This window comes from Halomonas sp. BC2, from assembly GCF_002078115.1.
GTDB lineage: Bacteria > Pseudomonadota > Gammaproteobacteria > Pseudomonadales > Halomonadaceae > Vreelandella > Vreelandella stevensii.
In genome coordinates this window covers 107,828-124,802 of sequence record NZ_LFGT01000005.1, presented here as the reverse complement: position 1 = coordinate 124,802, position 16,975 = coordinate 107,828, and the positions used below count along the sequence as shown (strand labels likewise).

The 16,975-nt window shown below is 61.2% G+C and carries 19 protein-coding genes; 13 read left to right on the top strand and 6 right to left on the bottom strand.

All coding sequences use genetic code 11. From position 1 onward, the window contains the following. Positions 1 to 1,015: isocitrate dehydrogenase (locus B7L71_RS04080; protein WP_081136155.1), on the bottom strand; the 1,015-nt coding region annotated here is incomplete at its 3' end. A gap of 474 nt (positions 1,016 to 1,489) precedes the next feature. Between B7L71_RS04080 and B7L71_RS04075 the strand changes: the two genes are divergently transcribed. Both B7L71_RS04075 and B7L71_RS04070 read left to right on the top strand, forming a co-directional pair. Continuing rightward, a complete protein-coding gene (locus tag B7L71_RS04075) occupies positions 1,490 to 2,980 on the top strand; it encodes a SulP family inorganic anion transporter (RefSeq protein ID WP_081136154.1) in 1,491 nt (496 codons plus the stop codon). Between the two features lie 19 nt (positions 2,981 to 2,999). Continuing rightward, a complete protein-coding gene (locus B7L71_RS04070; RefSeq protein WP_081136152.1) occupies positions 3,000 to 3,857 on the top strand; it encodes a universal stress protein in 858 nt (285 codons plus the stop codon). An 82-nt stretch (positions 3,858 to 3,939) separates the two neighbouring features. Here the strand turns inward: B7L71_RS04070 and B7L71_RS04065 are convergent, their stop codons facing one another. The 3 genes from B7L71_RS04065 to B7L71_RS04055 all read right to left on the bottom strand — a co-directional run bounded on the left by B7L71_RS04065 (position 3,940) and on the right by B7L71_RS04055 (position 6,536). Continuing rightward, the gene (locus tag B7L71_RS04065; protein WP_081136151.1) at positions 3,940 to 4,329 is read right to left on the bottom strand and encodes a fluoride efflux transporter FluC; all 390 of its coding nucleotides are present in this window, start codon (positions 4,327 to 4,329) and stop codon (positions 3,940 to 3,942) included. After that, positions 4,326 to 4,535: a fluoride efflux transporter FluC gene (locus B7L71_RS17965; RefSeq protein ID WP_446497372.1), complete on the bottom strand. Its 210-nt coding sequence runs from the start codon at positions 4,533 to 4,535 to the stop codon at positions 4,326 to 4,328. Before B7L71_RS17965 ends, B7L71_RS04065 begins: the two co-directional genes overlap by 4 nt. A 306-nt stretch (positions 4,536 to 4,841) precedes the next feature. Further along, positions 4,842 to 6,536, bottom strand: a complete 1,695-nt coding sequence (locus B7L71_RS04055; protein ID WP_081136149.1) for a 2-isopropylmalate synthase — start codon at positions 6,534 to 6,536, stop codon at positions 4,842 to 4,844. A gap of 219 nt (positions 6,537 to 6,755) precedes the next feature. Here B7L71_RS04055 and B7L71_RS04050 point away from each other — a divergent pair, with 219 nt between their 5' ends. Together B7L71_RS04050 and B7L71_RS04045 are read left to right on the top strand one after the other, a co-directional pair. After that, positions 6,756 to 7,232 carry an Lrp/AsnC family transcriptional regulator gene (locus B7L71_RS04050; RefSeq protein ID WP_039175572.1) on the top strand — a complete coding sequence of 159 codons (477 nt, stop codon included), beginning with the start codon at positions 6,756 to 6,758 and terminating at the stop codon, positions 7,230 to 7,232. A 99-nt stretch (positions 7,233 to 7,331) separates the two neighbouring features. Beyond that, positions 7,332 to 7,691 carry a RidA family protein gene (locus tag B7L71_RS04045; RefSeq protein WP_039175573.1) on the top strand — a complete coding sequence of 120 codons (360 nt, stop codon included), beginning with the start codon at positions 7,332 to 7,334 and terminating at the stop codon, positions 7,689 to 7,691. A gap of 8 nt (positions 7,692 to 7,699) precedes the next feature. Here the strand turns inward: B7L71_RS04045 and B7L71_RS04040 are convergent, their stop codons facing one another. Then, on the bottom strand, positions 7,700 to 8,563 hold the full coding sequence (locus B7L71_RS04040; protein ID WP_081136147.1) for a MurR/RpiR family transcriptional regulator: 864 nt from the start codon (positions 8,561 to 8,563) through the stop codon (positions 7,700 to 7,702). Between the two features lie 187 nt (positions 8,564 to 8,750). Then, on the bottom strand, positions 8,751 to 10,106 hold the full coding sequence (locus tag B7L71_RS04035) for an aldehyde dehydrogenase family protein (RefSeq protein ID WP_081136146.1): 1,356 nt from the start codon (positions 10,104 to 10,106) through the stop codon (positions 8,751 to 8,753). A gap of 144 nt (positions 10,107 to 10,250) precedes the next feature. On the opposite strand from B7L71_RS04035, the gene B7L71_RS04030 reads away from it, so the two are divergent. The 9 genes from B7L71_RS04030 to B7L71_RS17580 form a co-directional block, all read left to right on the top strand. Further along, on the top strand, positions 10,251 to 11,423 hold the full coding sequence (locus B7L71_RS04030; protein WP_081136144.1) for a GNAT family N-acetyltransferase: 1,173 nt from the start codon (positions 10,251 to 10,253) through the stop codon (positions 11,421 to 11,423). 44 nt (positions 11,424 to 11,467) lie between these two features. Beyond that, a complete protein-coding gene (gene ftsB / locus B7L71_RS04025; protein WP_016916293.1) occupies positions 11,468 to 11,833 on the top strand; it encodes a cell division protein FtsB in 366 nt (121 codons plus the stop codon). Further along, on the top strand, positions 11,830 to 12,555 hold the full coding sequence (gene ispD / locus B7L71_RS04020) for a 2-C-methyl-D-erythritol 4-phosphate cytidylyltransferase (RefSeq protein ID WP_081136143.1): 726 nt from the start codon (positions 11,830 to 11,832) through the stop codon (positions 12,553 to 12,555). The genes ftsB and ispD overlap by 4 nt, the downstream gene beginning before the upstream one ends. Beyond that, a complete protein-coding gene (ispF, locus tag B7L71_RS04015) occupies positions 12,555 to 13,043 on the top strand; it encodes a 2-C-methyl-D-erythritol 2,4-cyclodiphosphate synthase (protein WP_081136142.1) in 489 nt (162 codons plus the stop codon). Before ispD ends, ispF begins: the two co-directional genes overlap by 1 nt. Then, positions 13,036 to 14,076: a tRNA pseudouridine(13) synthase TruD gene (gene truD, locus B7L71_RS04010; RefSeq protein ID WP_081136140.1), complete on the top strand. Its 1,041-nt coding sequence runs from the start codon at positions 13,036 to 13,038 to the stop codon at positions 14,074 to 14,076. The genes ispF and truD overlap by 8 nt, the downstream gene beginning before the upstream one ends. 21 nt (positions 14,077 to 14,097) lie before the next feature. Next, a complete protein-coding gene (gene surE / locus B7L71_RS04005) occupies positions 14,098 to 14,844 on the top strand; it encodes a 5'/3'-nucleotidase SurE (RefSeq protein WP_016916297.1) in 747 nt (248 codons plus the stop codon). Beyond that, a complete protein-coding gene (locus B7L71_RS04000; protein ID WP_081136139.1) occupies positions 14,831 to 15,508 on the top strand; it encodes a protein-L-isoaspartate(D-aspartate) O-methyltransferase in 678 nt (225 codons plus the stop codon). Before surE ends, B7L71_RS04000 begins: the two co-directional genes overlap by 14 nt. Before the next feature lie 38 nt (positions 15,509 to 15,546). Beyond that, positions 15,547 to 16,458 carry a DUF368 domain-containing protein gene (locus B7L71_RS03995; protein WP_446497371.1) on the top strand — a complete coding sequence of 304 codons (912 nt, stop codon included), beginning with the start codon at positions 15,547 to 15,549 and terminating at the stop codon, positions 16,456 to 16,458. A gap of 56 nt (positions 16,459 to 16,514) precedes the next feature. Continuing rightward, the coding region (locus tag B7L71_RS17580; RefSeq protein ID WP_249273172.1) for a LysM peptidoglycan-binding domain-containing protein at positions 16,515 to 16,975 on the top strand (461 nt) is incomplete at its 3' end.

Genomic DNA, 16,975 nt, shown 5'->3' with positions numbered 1-16,975 from the left:
AACAATGATTGACCTGCTCCACCAGGGCTTGAGCAAAGGTCGACGTCGTGCCAGTGCCGCCCATGTCGGGGGTGACCATGTCTCGGCGGGTTTCGAGTACCGCACGGATGCCGTTGCGAATGGCGTCTCCTTTTTGCTGCATGCCCAGGTGGTCCAGCATTTGTGCTGCTGCCAGCAGCAGCGCACAGGGGTTGGCCATATTCTTGCCCGCAATGTCGGGAGCTGAGCCGTGTACGGCTTCGAAGATAGCGGCCTTTTCACCGATGTTGGCGCCCGGGGCAAGGCCAAGACCGCCCACCAGCCCGGCGCACAGGTCCGAGAGAATGTCGCCGAACAGGTTGGTGGTCACCACTACATCGAACTGATGCGGGTTCATGACCAGCTGCATGCAGGCGTTATCCACGATCATTTCCTGAAATTCGATCTCCGGATACTCACTGGCGACTTCTCGGGCCACGTCCAGAAACAGGCCGGAGCTGGTCTTGATGATGTTGGCCTTGTGGACAGCCGTCACCTTTTTACGCCCGTTCTGCTTGGCCAGCTCGAAAGCGTAACGCACGATGCGCTCGGAGCCCTGGCGGGTCACCTTGATCACGGAAAGCCCGGTATTGCCGTCGTCCACCATTTCCTGGCCATCGGAGAGGTAGGCACCTTCGGTATTTTCCCGCACGGTGATCATGTCGATGCCATCGTAGCGTGAGCGCGTGCCGGGAAAACTGATGGCCGGGCGAACGTTGGCATAAAGGTCAAAATGACGGCGCAACTGAACGTTGATGGAGGAGAAGCCCTTGCCAATCGGCGTTGTCAGCGGCCCTTTCAGGGCGATACCGTGTTTCTCGATGGCATCCAGCGATGTTTGAGGCACCAGCGTGCCGTGCTTCTCGAGCGCGACCAGTCCCGCATCGATAAACTCATAGGCCAGCCCGCACTCGAGGGCCTCCAGCACCTTCAGGGTGGCGTCCATGATTTCGGGGCCGATGCCGTCGCCTTTGATCACTGCTACTGTCTGGCTCATGTGCGGATCCTCTCGTGACGTGGTTGAAAAGTGATGGAGAGCAGGCGCTGGGCCCGCTATTTGAGTGCCATGGTAAGCGATACTTCGGGGGCGGGTCATCGTCTAAACGTCCAGGGAGATGGGTGCGAAGGCCCCTGTTTACTGATAAAATGCCGCGCTCATGGCGGCTTCTCCCTCGCCGGACACGATAAAGCAGCAAGGTTTCTGTGTAATGAACAACACCATGGCAGCCATCGCCCTGCCGATATCAGGGCTGATGACTCCACCCTAGGTTCTCCCTCCTTTTCGGCGCCATGACGCTTTTCGTGTCATCTCGGTGCCGTGGCATTCCGTTGCCGTCAATTGGCTATCGGCGCATTGGCGTCTTCGTTTGGTAGCCATCCTCTAAAAACTTTGACAACGCTATGCTCACTCACTGCCTCTGTGCGGTCCTGGTGCGCAATGTCTATCACCCTCAAACCATGGATTCCCTGAATGGCACTTTTCAGCAAACATGAGTGGTTCTCCAATATCAAGGGCGACACGCTCTCAGGTATTGTCGTCGCGCTGGCGCTAATTCCTGAAGCCATCGCATTTTCGATCATTGCGGGCGTCGACCCCAAGGTGGGGCTGTATGCCTCGTTCTGTATTGCCGTCATCATCGCCTTTACCGGTGGCCGCCCAGGCATGATTTCTGCCGCCACTGGAGCGATGGCGCTGCTGATGGTGACGCTGGTGAGAGAGCATGGCCTGGAGTATCTGCTGGCGGCCACGCTATTGACGGGTGTATTACAAATCATCGCGGGCTACCTGAAGCTGGCGGAGCTGATGCGCTTCGTTTCGCGCTCGGTGGTCACCGGGTTTGTGAACGCGCTGGCGATTCTGATTTTCATGGCCCAGCTGCCGGAGCTTACCAACGTGACCTGGCATGTCTATGCCATGACAGCCGCCGGGCTGGGCATCATCTATCTATTCCCCTATTTACCGGTGGTGGGAAAATCGATTCCGTCACCGCTGGTGTGCATCGTGGTATTGACCGTGGTGTACATGGTCAGCGGTATGGAGATTCGCAGCGTCGGCGATATGGGCGAACTGCCGGATACGCTGCCCGTTTTCCTGTGGCCGAACGTGCCGCTGACTCTTGAAACGCTGATGATCATTTTCCCTTACGCGGTCATGCTGGCGGTCGTGGGCCTGTTGGAATCGATGATGACGGCCACGATCGTGGATGACCTCACCGATACCTCCAGCGATAAGAATCGCGAGTGTAAAGGCCAGGGCGCCGCCAACATTGGTGCCGGACTGATGGGCGGTATGGCGGGCTGTGCCATGATTGGCCAATCGGTGATCAACATCAAATCCGGTGGTCGTACGCGCTTATCCACGCTGATTGCCGGTGTCGTGCTGCTGCTGATGGTGGTGTTTCTGTCGGAATGGGTGTCGCAAATCCCCATGGCCGCGCTGGTGGCGGTGATGATCATGGTGTCGATTGGTACCTTTAGCTGGGAGTCCATTCGCGATCTGAAGAAACACCCGATGAGCACCAATATCGTCATGCTGGCAACCGTCGCCGTTACGGTGAGCACTCATAACCTGGCGATGGGTGTCTTTGTGGGTGTACTGCTGGCGGCCATGTTCTTCGCCAATAAAGTCGGCAACATCATGTACGTGGGCTCCAAAGAGCTCGTGCCTGGAGAGAAGCGCGAATATCAGGTGGTCGGGCAGGTGTTCTTTGCGTCGTCCGAGCGCTTCATGGCTGCGTTCGATTTCAAAGAGAGCGTCGATAAGGTCACCATTGATCTATCGAAAGCGCACTTCTGGGATGTGACCGCCGTGCAGGCCCTTGATCGCGTGGTGATCAAATTCCGCCGTGAAGGCACCGAGGTCGAGCTGGTAGGCCTGAACGAAGCTAGCGCCACCGTGGTAGATCGCTACGCGGTGCATAACGACCCGGAAGCGGTTGAAAAGCTGATGGGCGGCCACTGAGCACGGTAAGGAGAACAGCATGACTGAACAGGTAATCGCCGCCATTGACGGCTCCCAATTTGCCGAAGGCGTTTGTGACTACGCCGCCTGGGCCAGCCTGGCCCTGGAAGCACCTTTGACGTTTGTGCACATCGTGGATAACCACGCAGGCGTGCCCGAAGCGCAGGATTTGTCCGGCAGCCTGCGTTTTGGTGCCCGCGAAAAGTTGATGGAAGAGCTTTCGGCGCTGGATGAGCAGCGTGCCAGGGTAAACCGAGAGCAAGGCAAGCTGATGCTCGAAGCTGCCAGTGCCAGAGCGGTAGAAGGTGGTGTGAGTGCGCCCACTCTCCGCCAACTGAATGGCACGCTGGTGGAAACGCTGGTGGCGTTGGAGAAAGAGATGCGCTTGCTGGTAGTGGGCAAGCGTGGTGAAACCGATCATCAGGCAAGCGGGCATCTGGGCGCCCACCTGGAGCGTATGGTGCGTGAAATGCACCGTCCGATTTTGATGGTGCCCAGAGCCTTCAAGCGTCCAGAGCAGGTATTGATGGCCTTCGATGGCAGCAAAACGGCCAAAAAGGGTATCGAGATGTTGGCCCGCTCCCCGCTGTTCGCGGGGGTCACCTGCCATGTGCTGATTGTCGGGTCAGACACGGTGGAGCATCGCAGCGAGCTGGCATGGGCGCTTGGCACCTTACGCGATGCGGGACATCATGTGCAGGGAGAAATTCGTGCCGGGGAAGTGGATGACGTTTTACAGGCGTATGAGCAAGAAAACGCCATCGACCTGCTGGTCATGGGCGCTTACGGGCACTCGCGGATTCGTCATTTGTTGGTCGGCAGCACAACCACGACCATGCTGCGCAATAGCCGAATTCCGGTACTGATTCTGCGCTGACCTACCGTCTGCCGTCAGGAGTGCCATGCACGCCAGTCTTTATTCGAGACTGGCGTGTGCCTGTGCGCTTGGCACACAGACGTCACGGTGTGGGCGAGGAGGCAAGCGCCCAGCGCTCTCCGGCCCAGACGGCCAGCAGCCATAGCGGGACGCTGACCAGCACGTAGAGCGGTGCTAGCCACCACTGGGGCTGTTGGGCGAGGTAGAGCGTTTCCAGGCCGAACAGTGAAAAGGTGGTGAAGCCGCCACAAAAGCCTGCCACCAGCAGAGGTTGGTGGCGTGCCAGCGCTCTGCGGGGAAAGCGCGAGGTGGTGGCCGCCAGCCAGCCGATCAGCAGCGAGCCCGCGACATTGACCAGTAGCGTGCCCCAGGGGAAATAGCTGCCAAGCGCTGCCAGGGATGCCAGTGACACCCCGTAACGCAGCAGGCTGCCCACGGCGCTGCCGAGCCCAACGGCCAGATAGGCGTTCATGACAACCCCCCGCCCAGCCACCAGCCCAGGGTGGCCATCAAGAGCCCCAAACCTAACGTACTGGCAACGTTGAGTGCCGCCCGAGCGGCTTGGCCGGACTGGTAAAGCTCCAGGGTTTGCAGGCTGAAGGAGGAGACGGTGGTATAGCCGCCTAGCAGGCCGATGATGGCGAAGGCCCAGATGGGGGTCGTGATGCTGCAGGCCATAATGTGCCAGCAGCCAGCCCGCCAAGAGCGCGCCGCTGGCATTGACGATGAGCGTGCCCCAGGGGAAGGCTTTGCCTAGCCGTTTCGCGGCGGCATTGGACACGGCAAAGCGGCCCATGCCGCCAAGCGCGCCTCCCAGGGCAATCAGAAAGAGACTGGCCATGCCAGCGTCCATGGTGGCCTCGTGCGGAAAGCAGAATCAAGGCCGGAAAGTGTAGCATGTTTGGCAAGGCCCTGAGGGCGGGCCTTGCTCACTTTCATGCCTCAATCTTCATATCTCAGCCGTCATGTCTCAACTGGCGAAGATCAAGCGGTGGCCATGGAGGAGTGCTCGACGGGGGCCTCGCTGGATGCCGCCATGTTGGCCATGTTGATGCCTGACAGCACGGCCTTGAGCGAGGCACTCACGGTGTCGCTATCTTCTGCCACGGCACATACCCGTTGGCCGTCGATATTCAGCTGCACGAAGGCAATGGCATTGGCCTCGCTGTTGCCCCCCAGGGAGTGCTCGCTGTAGTCCAGAATGGCCACGTGGCTGCCGGTATGCTGCTTCCAGGCGTCGGTAAACGATGACATGGCCCCGTTACCCGTGCCGGAAAGGCGTAGCGTTTCGGTTCCGTGCCACAGGGTGATGTCGATGCCTTCCTGGTGGCCTTTGGAGAGCCGGTAATCCGCCAGGGAGAGCGGGGCATCCAGGGCAAACTGATCGAACATCACCTGGCGGACCATGGCGCTGGAGAGTTCGCTGTTGCGCCGCTCGCTCTCTTTCTGCACGTGGGGGGCCAGTGCCAGCATCATCCAGCGGGGCAGGTGAATGCCGTAGTCCCGCTCCAGCAAAAAGGCCATGCCGCCTTTGCCTGACTGGCTGTTGACCCGGATCACTGCCTGGTAGTCGCGGCCGATGTCATGGGGGTCGATGGGCAGATAGGCCACTTGCCACGGCTCATCGGGCTTCTGATGCTTGAGCGATTTACGAATGGCATCCTGGTGGCTGCCGGAAAACGCGGTGTAGACCATCTCGCCCACCCAGGGGTGGCGGGGGTGAATGGCAATGCCGGTGCACTCATGCACGACCTGGATGATCTCGTCGGGGTTGGAGAGATCCAGCGCCGGGTCGATGCCCTGGCTGTACAGGTTCATGGCCAGCGTCACGATATCCATGTTGCCGGTACGCTCGCCGTTGCCCAGCAGCGTGCCCTCGACGCGATCGGCACCCGCCAGCAGGGCCAGCTCGGCAGAAGCCACTGCGCCGCCCCGGTCGTTATGGGTGTGTACCGAAATGATCACGCTATCCCGACGGCTGATATGCTGGCAAAAGTACTCGATCTGGTCGGCGTGGTGGTGCGGGCCGGCCACTTCCACGGTGGTGGGCAGGTTGAGAATGCACGGGTTGTCTGGCGTGGGCTGCCACACATCCATGACCGCTTCGCAGATGGCCAGTGAAAAATCGATCTCCGTGCTGGAGAAGCTTTCAGGGGAGTACTGGAAACGCCAATCGACGTCGGGGTACTGCGCGGCATGGGTCTTGACCCAGGTGGCGCCCTGAACGGCGATGTCGGTAATGCCGTCGCGGTCCATCTCGAAGACCCGTTCGCGCTGAATGGTCGACGTGGAGTTGTACAGGTGGATGATGGCGCGCTTGACGCCCACCAGCGAGGCAAAGGTTTTCTCGATCAAATGCTCTCGGCACTGCACCAGCACGGCAATGGTGACGTCATCGGGAATCTGATCCTCTTCGATCAGCCAGCGCACGAAGTCGTAATCCGGCTGGCTGGCGGAGGGAAAGCCGACCATCACTTCCTTGATACCGACCTTGATGATCTGGTGCCAAAAGCGCTGCTTCTGCTCGACGGTCATCGGCTCCAGTAGCGCCTGGTTGCCATCGCGCAGGTCCTCGCTCACCCAGATGGGAGCGTGGGTCAGTTCCCGGTCGGGCCACTGGCGATTGAACGCGGGTACCCGCGGGGCAGGGCGATACTTGCGATGATCGAAGGCAGACATGGTGAGTTTCCTGAAAGCATGAGGTTGTTTGAGGCGGCCGCTTGTGGCGTGAGCCGCGTGCCAGGCCTCCGGGTAAGAGGCCCTGGGAGCAGCTGCTTTTGGCAGCCATGCTAGTGTAACCAGAATGCCGCGAAAGGTTATTGCGAAAATAGGCCAGTGGGCAGAAAAAGTGGCAGAATATGGCGGGTTTATGGATTTCATTAGTAGAGGCTGTCGAGCATGTCGGTGACTCCCCTGACGCTGGATCGTTATGACCGTCGTATCCTGGATATCCTTCAGCAGGAAGGGCGCATCAGTAACCAGGAACTGGCCGAACGCATAGGCCTCTCGCCATCCCCCTGCCTGCGCCGGGTTCGGGCGCTGGAAACCCATGGGCTGATTACTCAGTACCGGGCCGTGGTGGACGCTCGGCCGCTGGGCTATCAGCTGATGGCGCTGCTGCATATTTCCATGGATCAACACACCCCCGAGCGCTTCGATAACTTCGAGCGCCACGTGCGTGACATTCCCAACGTGGTGGAGTGCTTGATCATCACGGGTCAAGCCGCCGACTTTCAGCTCAAGATTCTGGTCAAGGACATGGATGACTACCAGCATCTGCTGCTGCATGTCATCAATCGGATCGAAGGGGTCACGGGGGCGCATACCAGCTTTGTGTTGCGCCGTGTCTTCGAGCACCGCCCGGTACCTACCTGAGACGGGCTGTTCGATATGACCGGCCAGTTCGATATGGGATAGGCAGTGGCTTGCTGGCGGTTTACACTGCTTTTTTTAATCGATACAGGAAATTGAACCATGAGTATTCAGCGTCATGATACAAAAGCCCGCATGAGCCGTGCCGTGATCCATGGCGGCGTGGCGTATCTGTGTGGCCAGGTGGCGGGCCCCGAGGCGCGCCATGGCGATATCAAGGAGCAGACCGAGAGCATGCTGGCGCGGGTGGATGCGCTATTGAAGGAGATCGGCTCCAGCCGCGAGCAGTTGCTCAGTGCGACGATCTACCTCAAGGAGGGCAGCGATTTTGCGGCCATGAACGAGGTTTGGGATGCCTGGGTACCGGAAGGCCATGCACCGGCACGCACCTGCGTGTGTGCACCGATGCCTGCCGATGAGTTGAAAGTCGAGATTACCGTGACCACGGCGGTAGATGCGTAGTCGCCGCGTTACTTGATGGGCTTTTCGGCCGGAAAGCGGGTATCGCGCAGGCTGTCCTTGATTTTCTTCAGGTGCGGCAAGAAATCTTCGCCGCGCCTGAGGGTGACCCCCGTGGCCAGCGCATCGATCAAGGTGAGCTGAATCATTCGGGAGGTCATGGGCATGTAGTGGTCGGTATCTTCGGGGGTGGCGACTTCCAGGGTCGCGGTGCACTCCCGTGAGAGCGGAGAGTCGGGGGCGGTAATCCCCAGCACCACGGCGCCTGCTTCGCGGGCCACCCTGGCGATATCGACCAGTTCCCGCGTGCGGCCCGTGTAGGAAATGATCACCACCACATCGCCCGTATGGCAGGCGGCAGCCACCATGCGTTGCATCAGCACATCCACATATGCCATGACCGGCAAGTTGAAGCGGAAGAACTTGTGCTGCGCATCCTGGGCCACGGCGCCGGAGGCACCCAACCCGAAAAAGTGAATCTGCTTGGCCTGGGTCAGGTAATCCACCATGCGCTCGACCGCGGCCATGTCCACCTCGCGCTGGGCTTCGTCCAGGGCGGCAATGGTGGCTCCAAAAATCTTGTGCGTGTACTGAGTGGCCGTATCGCCGGGCTCGACGGCACGGGTCACGTAAGGCGTTCCGCCGGCCAGGCTCTGCGCCAGCTTGATCTTGAAATCGGGATAGCCCTTGGCGCCGAAGTTGCGGCAAAAACGGTTCACAGTAGGTTCGCTGACGCTGGCCGCCTGGGCGAGGCTGGCAATGCTCAGGCTGGTGGCGGCTGCCGGGTCCTCGAGAATCACGTTTGCCACCTTGCGCTCCGAGCGGTTCAACTCTTCGAGACGTTCCCTTAGGCGGTCTAGCAGATCATGCGCCATTGACTGACTCCGTGGCAGGCATTGAGGGTAAACGAGGCGTCCACTGGGTGTACCAGTGATAGAACTCATCGGCAGGTAGTGGACGAGCATAGTAATACCCTTGCGCCGCTTCGCAACCTATCCCTGAGTGTGTGAGCGTATCCAATCAAAGTATATTAGATAAATATCGGGCGTTGGCCTGTAATCTTTAACCGAGCCTGAGCAATTTCAGCAGCCAGCGGCGATAAGGAGGTCGCAGCCAGCGGCTGTTGGCGCGTTTGGCTTGATAAAACATTCCCCGCATATGGCTGAAACGCTCGAAGCCGTGGCGGCCATGATAAGCCCCCATGCCGCTTTCACCTACCCCCCCGAAGGGAAGCGAAGGCACGGCGTGGTGCAGCAATGTTTCGTTGAACACCAGCGCGCCCGAGCGAGTGCCCTCAAGCAGCCGCTGCTGCAGCGCCTTGTCATGGGTAAAGGCATACAGCACCAGCGGCGCTGGGCGAGCGTTGATGAAGCGCAGCGCGTCCTCCTGATGCTGTACGCTGATGATCGGCAAGGCACGGCCAAAGATCTCCTCTTGCATGAGAGCAAGCCCCTGATGGGGGTCGATCACCAGCGCCGGAGCATGCGAGCCGTGATCGATCACGCGGCAACCTTGATCACGCGCTTGCTCGATCAGGCGCTCACTGCGTGTGGCGAAGTGTTCACTGACATGGCCGGTGGCTTCCCTGGCATTGGGGCGCTGCTGGCGTATGGCCTGCTCCAGTGCCTTGATCAGCGCTTCCAGGCGGCTGGCTTCTACAAGAACATAATCGGGAGCCAGGCAGGTTTGGCCGTTGTTGAATCCTTTGCCGAACACGATGGCTTCGGCGGCGCTCCCCATCTCCGCATCGCTGGCAACCAGCGCAGGCGACTTGCCGCCCAGCTCCAGCGTCACCGGGGTCAAGTTGGTCGCAGCGGCGGCTGCGACCAGACGGCCTACGCGGCTCGAGCCGGTAAAGACCAGGTGGTCGAACGGCAGTGCGCTGAAGGCGGCGGCAACGTCCTCGCCTCCCTCGATCACCACGAACTCGTCATCGGTAAAGTATTGCGGCACCAGCTGGGCCAGCAGCGCGCTGGTATGCGGCGCCTGCTCGCTGGGCTTGAGGAGCACGGTATTACCCGCGGCCAGCGCATCCACGATGGGCATCAGCGCCAGGCACCAGGGGTAGTTCCAGGCAGACATGACGCCCACCACCCCCAGCGGCTGGGGCGAGATGCGCGCGCGCGCTGGCCACAGCCGCCAGGGCATGGTGGCGGCTTGTGGGCGCATCCAGTGCCACAAATGCAAGCGGGCGTGGCGAATGGCGTGCAGCACCGAGCTGATCTCGGCCAGGCGAATTTCCACTTCACTGCGCTGACCAAAATCCGCTTGAATCGCCTGGGTGATCGCCCGTTGATGGCGCCGTGTCATGAGTGCCAGGCGTGCCAGCCGCTCGCGCCGAATGGCGAGGGTCGGGTAAGGCGCAGTGGCGGCGGTTTCCCGCTGCGCGGTCAATAGGGACGTGAGATCACGCTTCATGGCCACTCCTTGGAATCGTTCGACATTGACCATACTGGCAGGTTATAGAGGGGAAAACCCTCGGCGCCAGACATTGACACTTGTTCACATCGTTAATGGTAAAGTAAGCCATCCACGGCGTCTGCCCGTGCCCTGGGAGCTGTCATGCCTTCTCTGTCGTTGACCATTCTACCTGCCATCGAGGCCGTTTCGGCAAGCCAGTGGGATGCATTGGCTGCGCCGGGTCAGCCGTTCATGCGTCATGCGTTTCTCCAGGCGCTGGAGCAAAGTGGCTCGGTCAGTGCTGTCACGGGATGGCAACCTAGTCATCTGTGCGTCTGGCAAGGGCAGCAGCTCGTCGGGGCGCTGCCGCTGTATCGCAAATACCACTCCTATGGTGAGTACGTGTTCGACTGGGGCTGGGCCGACGCACTGGAACGGGCAGGAGGGCAGTATTACCCCAAGGCGCTGAGTGCGGTGCCGTTCACCCCTGTGCCTGGGCCACGCACCCTGATCGCCGAGGAGGCACCTGCTGCTGAGGTGTACGCCTGTTTAGCCCAGGGTATCGAGCAGCTGTGTGAAGCCCGGGAGCTCTCCAGTTGGCATCTGCTGTTTGCCCATGAGCAGGAGGTGGGCGCCTGGCAACGACAGTGGCCGCAGCTCATCACTCGTGAAGGCGTACAGTTTCAGTGGCGTGACCAGGGGTTTGGGGATTTCGAAGGCTTTCTGGCCTCGCTGGCCTCCAAGCGCCGCAAGATGATCAAACGTGAGCGCCGATTGGTGGCCGAGCAGGGGATTACCCTGACGCGTTTGGTGGGCAGTGAGATCAGTGACGCAGACATGGCGCACTTCTACCGCTGCTACACCATTACCTACCATGAGCGTGGTCGCCCACCGTACTTGAATCACGCTTTTTTCGAGCGCCTGCGTCATACCATGACCGAATCACTGGTGCTGATCCAGGCCCGGTTGGAAGACCGCCCGGTGGCAGCGGCGCTCTGTTTTCAGGATGCCACGACCCTCTATGGCCGCTACTGGGGCAGTGAAGTGGTCGCCGACTGCCTGCACTTCGAAGCTTGCTACTATCAAGGTATCGAGTATTGCCTGGAAGCCGGGTTGACGCTGTTCGACCCCGGCACGCAGGGAGAGCACAAACTGGTGCGCGGCTTTACCCCGCAGCGCGTGCGTTCGCTGCACTACATCGTTCACCCTGGGTTGGCTGCCGGAGTAGGGCAGTTTTGCCAGCAGGAAGCCGAGCATGTTCAGGCGTATCGGCAGGCGGCCAGCCAGTCTTTACCCTATAAGTCGCCTCTGGCGTCGCAGGACCCTGCGGCTTGATGGCATAATGCGCGCCGCTCTGGCTTTTATACAGGAACACTCTCATGCACAGATGGCTCTTGGTGATACTGCTGGCGGTGCTTGGCCTGATGCAGTACCAGCTGTGGCTGGGCAACGGCGGCTGGCGCGACCTTCAGCGGGTCGAAGAGCGTGTGGCTGAACAGGAAGCGGCCAATCAGCCCCTGCGCGAGCGTAACGCCCGACTGGCGGCCGAGGTCACGGATTTGAAAACCGGGCTGGCCGCCATCGAAGAGCGTGCGCGCAGCGATATGGGCATGGTGCGTTCCGACGAGCAATTTTTCTGGGTGCCTGGTGTCGCCATCGAAAACGAGCTGCTGGGGATTCATGCGGGGTTGATCGCCCAGCCGGGAGTCATTCCACCGCGTGAGCGCGAAGGCGGTGAGCCATGAGTGAAACGCTCTGGCTGGTGGTGCCCGCCGCAGGGCAGGGTAAACGTATGGGGGCTGATCGACCCAAACAGTATTTGTCGCTCGATGGGCAGCCGATCCTGGCCCACACCCTGGCACGGCTAGCCCAGGCTTTTCCTGAGGCCCACCTGGTGCTCTGTCTGGATCGCGACGACAGCTGGTTCGACCCGCATAGCGTACCGTTCAAGCGCTGGCAGCGGGTCGATGGCGGCCAGGAGCGAATGCATAGTGTGCTCAACGCGCTGCGTGCCATTCCCGCTCGTGCGGATGACATCGTCATGGTGCATGACGTGGCGCGCCCCTGTATTACCCAGCAGGACTTGCTGGCGCTGCATGCGGCCATCCAGCGCCATTCGGCCGGTGCGCTGTTGGCCATGCCGGTGGCCGACACCATGAAGCGTGACCGAGGTGATCAGTGCAGCCTGCGCACTGAACCCCGCGACGGTCTGTGGCATGCGCTGACTCCGCAAGGCTTTCGTTACGCGCTGCTGCTGCGCGCCCTGGAGCATGCCGAACAGCACGGTACGCTGGTCACCGACGAAGCCTCTGCCGTCGAAGCATTGGGAGAAGCGCCGCGGCTGGTCAGCGGCCGCCGCGACAACCTGAAAGTGACCCACCCCGGCGATCTGGCGCTGGCTGGCGCCATCCTACACACTCAACAAGCCGCCGCGTCGATGGCGGATAACGGCAACAGGAGCGCCTAATGCGAATTGGCCATGGATTTGACGTGCATCGCTTTGGACCCGGCGACCATCTCATGATTGGAGGCGTCGCGCTGCCCTTCGAGCAGGGGTTCGTGGCGCACTCCGATGGTGATGTGCTGCTGCATGCCATCAGCGATGCGCTGCTGGGTGCCTGTGCGCTGGGCGATATCGGCCATCATTTTCCGGATACCGACCCCGCCTGGCAAGGCGCCGACAGCCGTGGCCTGCTGCGTCACGTCATGTCGCTGGTGCGCCATGCCGGCTACGAGGTGGGCAATCTCGATGCCACTTTGATGGCGCAGGCCCCTAAAATGGCGCCTCATCTCCAGGCCATGCGAACCGTCATTGCCCAGGATCTGGAAATCGCCCTGGGCCAGGTGAACGTCAAGGCCACCACCACCGAGCGGCTGGGCTTCACCGGGCGGGGTGAAGGTATCGCCGCCGAGGCCGTGGTGCTGCTGACCCCGCGAGTGTCAGCGGATGCTTGAACTTCCTGATTGGCAGCGCAGCCTGACGGCCGATTTCGGCCCGCCCGCCCCTGGCCACTACCGCACCGCGCCGGAAGATTTTTGGGTCGACGAGCAGCTCGACTTCATCCCCGAAGGGCAGGGCGAGCACCTCTGGCTGCGGGTGGAGAAGCGCAACCTGACCACACTGGATGTGGTCAGACAGCTCAGCCGACTATGCAGCGTGGGGCAGCGCGACATCGGCTACTCAGGAATGAAAGACCGGGTCGCCGTCACGCGACAGTGGCTCAGCGTACATCTGCCGGGGCGCCCAGCGCCTGAGGGGCTGGCAGCCGCTCTGGCCGAGCTGGGCATTCAGGTGCTGGAGCAGGCGCGCCACCCGCGCAAGCTGAAGCGCGGCGTGCACCGCACCAACCATTTTCAACTGCGGCTCAGTGGCGACGCCGTGCAGCGGGAAGACTTTACCGCGCGATGGGAAGCGCTGTGCCGTCACGGCGTCCCCAACTATTTTGGCCATCAGCGCTTTGGCGCGGGTGCCCGCAACTTGCAGCGAGCCCAGGCGGTGCTGGCCAAGGGCTGGCGCAAACGCGATGACCGCCAGGGCATGATGCTCTCGACCGCCCGCAGCTTTCTGTTCAACGAACTGCTCAGCGTGCGCTTGCAGGAGGGCAGTTGGTGCTGCCCGTTGGCAGGTGACACGCTGATGCTGGAAGGAACCCAGAGCGTGTTTGCCGTCGATTCAGTGGATAAGGCGCTGATCGAGCGGGCCGCCGCGATGGATCTTCACCCCACCGGGGTGTTGTGGGGTGTTGGTGAATTGGCGCAGGGGGCGGCGGCGGAGTATGAGACATTGCTTCGACAGCGGCATCCAGCGCTGTGTGAAGGGCTTGAAAAAAGTGGCGTCAAGCGTGCTCAACGGGCACTGAGGGCCTGCCTGGTGGCGCCCAGCATCACCCATGAAGACGGCGCTGTGCTACTCTCATTTGCCCTGCCGCGAGGTAGTTTTGCCACGGCGGTGATCGGCGAGTTGATCCACCATCCCGATACCGCCTGATGTACGTGTAAGGAGACCAACATGCGGCGACTGCTGCTTTCCAATGACGATGGCGTTCACGCCCCCGGCCTGAAGGCGCTGCATGATGCGCTCACGGCCCATGCGCACCTGCGCGTGGTTGCCCCTGACCGCGATCGTAGCGGGGCCAGCAATTCGCTGACCCTGTCTCGGCCGCTGTCGCTGACCGCACTGGACAGCGGTTTCTATAGCGTCGATGGCACCCCGGCCGACTGCGTCTATCTGGGCGTGAACGGCCTGTGGGACGAACGGCCAGACCTGGTTATCTCCGGCATCAATCATGGCAGCAACCTGGGCGATGACGTGCTCTACTCCGGGACGGTAGCCGCCGCCATGGAGGGCCGTAACCTGGGCATGACGGCCATCGCCATGTCGCTGTGCGGCACCCAGCACTTCGATACGGCCGCGCACGTAGCGGCCAGCCTGGTGGGGGCCTCTGATCGACTGTCGCTGCCGCCGCGTACGCTGCTCAACGTCAATGTGCCCGATTTGCCTTGGGAAGCCATCAAAGGCGTCAAGGTCACTCGGCTAGGGTATCGCGGCCCCGCTGAAAAGCCCGTGCCGGTGCAAGACCCCCGTGGCCGCACGCGCTACTGGATTGCCCCGGTGGCGGCCAACGCCGATGATGGTGAAGATACCGATTTTGCGGCGGTCGAGGCGGGCTATGTCTCGATTACCCCGCTGCAAACTGACCTGACGCGCCACCCGGCGCGCCGTGATGTACAGGACTGGTTGGATGCCTTTGCCTGATCTATCTCCCGGCGAGTTGAGAGGGCGTGGTATGACCTCTCAGCGCACCCGAGATCGCATGATCGAACGGCTGCAGCAGCAGGGCGTACAGGATACGCGGGTGCTGGAGGTCATGGCCCGTGAGCCACGCCACTTGTTCGTGGATGAAGCACTGGCGCACCGCGCCTATGAAGACACCGCGTTGCCGATTGGTTTTGGACAGACCCTGTCGCAACCCCTGACCGTAGCGCGCATGACCGAGCTGGTCTTGAAGGCGTCGCCCCGGCGTGTGCTGGAGGTCGGAACGGGTTCCGGCTACCAAACGCTGATTCTGTCGCGCCTGGTCGACACTCTTTACTCCGTCGAGCGCATCCACGCGCTGCACGCGCGTGCGGCAGAGCGACTGTGGCGGCTGGATGCCCCGGCGACCCTCGCCGTGGCCGATGGGGGCGAAGGGTGGCCGGAAGCCGCCCCTTTCGATGTGATTTTGCTCACTGCCTGTGCGCAAACGCTGCCCCAGGCATTGCTTGAGCAGTTGACGCCAGAAGGCGTATTGATTGCGCCGCTGGAAGAGTCCGACGGCAGCCAGTGGCTGACCCAAGTCAAGCGCATTGGCTGTGCATTTGAAAAGCGCCGGCTTGAACCCGTGCGTTTTGTTCCCCTGTTGCAAGGAGTCGTGGATTGAAGCGTCGAACGATAGGACTTTTTTTCAAAGGCGCTGGCATGGGAGCCGCCGATGCCGTTCCCGGAGTGTCCGGTGGCACCATTGCGTTCATTACCGGTATCTATGAAGAACTGATCAACACCATCAAGCAGTTTGGCCCCAGCGCTTTGGGGGCTTGGCGGCGCGGCGGGCTGCGCGGGCTTTATGTCCACCTCAACCTGGCCTTCCTGATGCCTTTGCTGGCCGGTGTCGCCATCAGCCTGTTCAGCGTCGCGCACCTGGCGCTTTGGCTCATGGAGGCCCATCCACTGCTGCTGCAGGGCTTCTTTTTCGGACTGGTGGCGGCTTCGGGGCTGGTCGTCGGGCAGGCGGGCGAGCGCTGGAAATTAGCCTATCTGCTGCCGCTCACCCTGGGGTTGCTGCTGGCTCAACTGCTGCCGGGCATGATGCCGCTGGTGTTGATGATCGGTAATGAAGCGATGGTCGTGGTGGTCGCAGGCGCCATCGCCATCAGTGCCATGCTGCTGCCGAGCGTGTCGGGGAGTTTTCTATTGCTCACCATGGGCCTCTACGGCACCATCATGGGCGCGATTCGCAGCTTCGACCTGGGGATCATCATCCTGTTCGGCATGGGTTGCCTGCTGGGTCTTGCCCTGTCCTCACGGCTACTGTCATGGCTATTGAAGCGCTATCATGGGGCAACTCTGCAGCTGCTACTAGGGTTTATCGTCGGTTCGTTGCCGGTTCTCTGGCCCTGGCGTGAGCTGTTACGCTACCAGCTGGGCTCGGAGGGGCAAATGATTCCGCTGGCCTATCGCTATCTGTTACCCAGCGACTACGCCGTGCTGACCGGCGAGTCCGCGCAGGTCGCTGGTGTCGTATCGTTGATGGTCTTTGGAGCGCTGCTGGTCGTACTATTGAATCGTCGCGCAGTGACGCACTCCTCACGCTCAACGACCCCGAGCCATTGAGCGGGAATCGAATCAGTGAGTGTGAGCGCACGGCATTGAAAAGGAGTAGGGATTGCATGCGTAAGGTTTTTATCGTGTCGGTGTTGGCGCTGGCGATCAGCGGCTGTGCCAACCAACAGCAGGGTACGCCACAGGTACGCGATTTGAGTGAAGCACGTCGCGTGGTTGAAAATACCCCTCAATACACCGTCAAGGCAGGCGATACCCTGTATGGCATTGCCTGGCAGCACAACCTGGATTATCGCCAGTTGGCGGCCCTGAACAACATCAGCCCTCCTTATCAAATTCACCCGGGACAAACCATCGCCCTGCGGGAAGGCGCGGGTGCCAGCACGGCCCCCAGTCAGGCACCTGCCACGGCGTCGCGGGGTGTGGTGGCCACTGGGTTACAGCCTCAGGCCACGGCCGTTGCCAGTAACGAGCAGGAACTGGACTGGCTGTTGCCCGATGAGAGCGCCATCGAGCGTAACCAGCGCCTGACGGCGGAGCCTCGCGCCGTGGAAGCTGCGCAGCAGGT

Excerpts from the sequence above, each read along its gene's own strand:
- B7L71_RS04000 (WP_081136139.1), top strand. The coding sequence starts at position 14,831 with ATGCCTTTGCCTGATCTATCTCCCGGCGAGTTGAGAGGGCGTGGTATG.
- B7L71_RS04055 (WP_081136149.1), bottom strand. The coding sequence starts at position 6,536 with ATGTCTGCCTTCGATCATCGCAAGTATCGCCCTGCCCCGCGGGTACCC.
- ispF (WP_081136142.1), top strand. The coding sequence starts at position 12,555 with ATGCGAATTGGCCATGGATTTGACGTGCATCGCTTTGGACCCGGCGAC.
- B7L71_RS04050 (WP_039175572.1), top strand. The coding sequence starts at position 6,756 with ATGTCGGTGACTCCCCTGACGCTGGATCGTTATGACCGTCGTATCCTG.
- ftsB (WP_016916293.1), top strand. The coding sequence starts at position 11,468 with ATGCACAGATGGCTCTTGGTGATACTGCTGGCGGTGCTTGGCCTGATG.
- B7L71_RS04070 (WP_081136152.1), top strand. The coding sequence starts at position 3,000 with ATGACTGAACAGGTAATCGCCGCCATTGACGGCTCCCAATTTGCCGAA.
- B7L71_RS04030 (WP_081136144.1), top strand. The coding sequence starts at position 10,251 with ATGCCTTCTCTGTCGTTGACCATTCTACCTGCCATCGAGGCCGTTTCG.
- B7L71_RS17965 (WP_446497372.1), bottom strand. The coding sequence starts at position 4,535 with ATGGCCTGCAGCATCACGACCCCCATCTGGGCCTTCGCCATCATCGGC.
- B7L71_RS04045 (WP_039175573.1), top strand. The coding sequence starts at position 7,332 with ATGAGTATTCAGCGTCATGATACAAAAGCCCGCATGAGCCGTGCCGTG.
- surE (WP_016916297.1), top strand. The coding sequence starts at position 14,098 with ATGCGGCGACTGCTGCTTTCCAATGACGATGGCGTTCACGCCCCCGGC.
- truD (WP_081136140.1), top strand. The coding sequence starts at position 13,036 with ATGCTTGAACTTCCTGATTGGCAGCGCAGCCTGACGGCCGATTTCGGC.
- B7L71_RS04065 (WP_081136151.1), bottom strand. The coding sequence starts at position 4,329 with ATGAACGCCTATCTGGCCGTTGGGCTCGGCAGCGCCGTGGGCAGCCTG.
- B7L71_RS03995 (WP_446497371.1), top strand. The coding sequence starts at position 15,547 with ATGGGAGCCGCCGATGCCGTTCCCGGAGTGTCCGGTGGCACCATTGCG.
- B7L71_RS04035 (WP_081136146.1), bottom strand. The coding sequence starts at position 10,106 with ATGAAGCGTGATCTCACGTCCCTATTGACCGCGCAGCGGGAAACCGCC.
- B7L71_RS04075 (WP_081136154.1), top strand. The coding sequence starts at position 1,490 with ATGGCACTTTTCAGCAAACATGAGTGGTTCTCCAATATCAAGGGCGAC.
- B7L71_RS04040 (WP_081136147.1), bottom strand. The coding sequence starts at position 8,563 with ATGGCGCATGATCTGCTAGACCGCCTAAGGGAACGTCTCGAAGAGTTG.
- ispD (WP_081136143.1), top strand. The coding sequence starts at position 11,830 with ATGAGTGAAACGCTCTGGCTGGTGGTGCCCGCCGCAGGGCAGGGTAAA.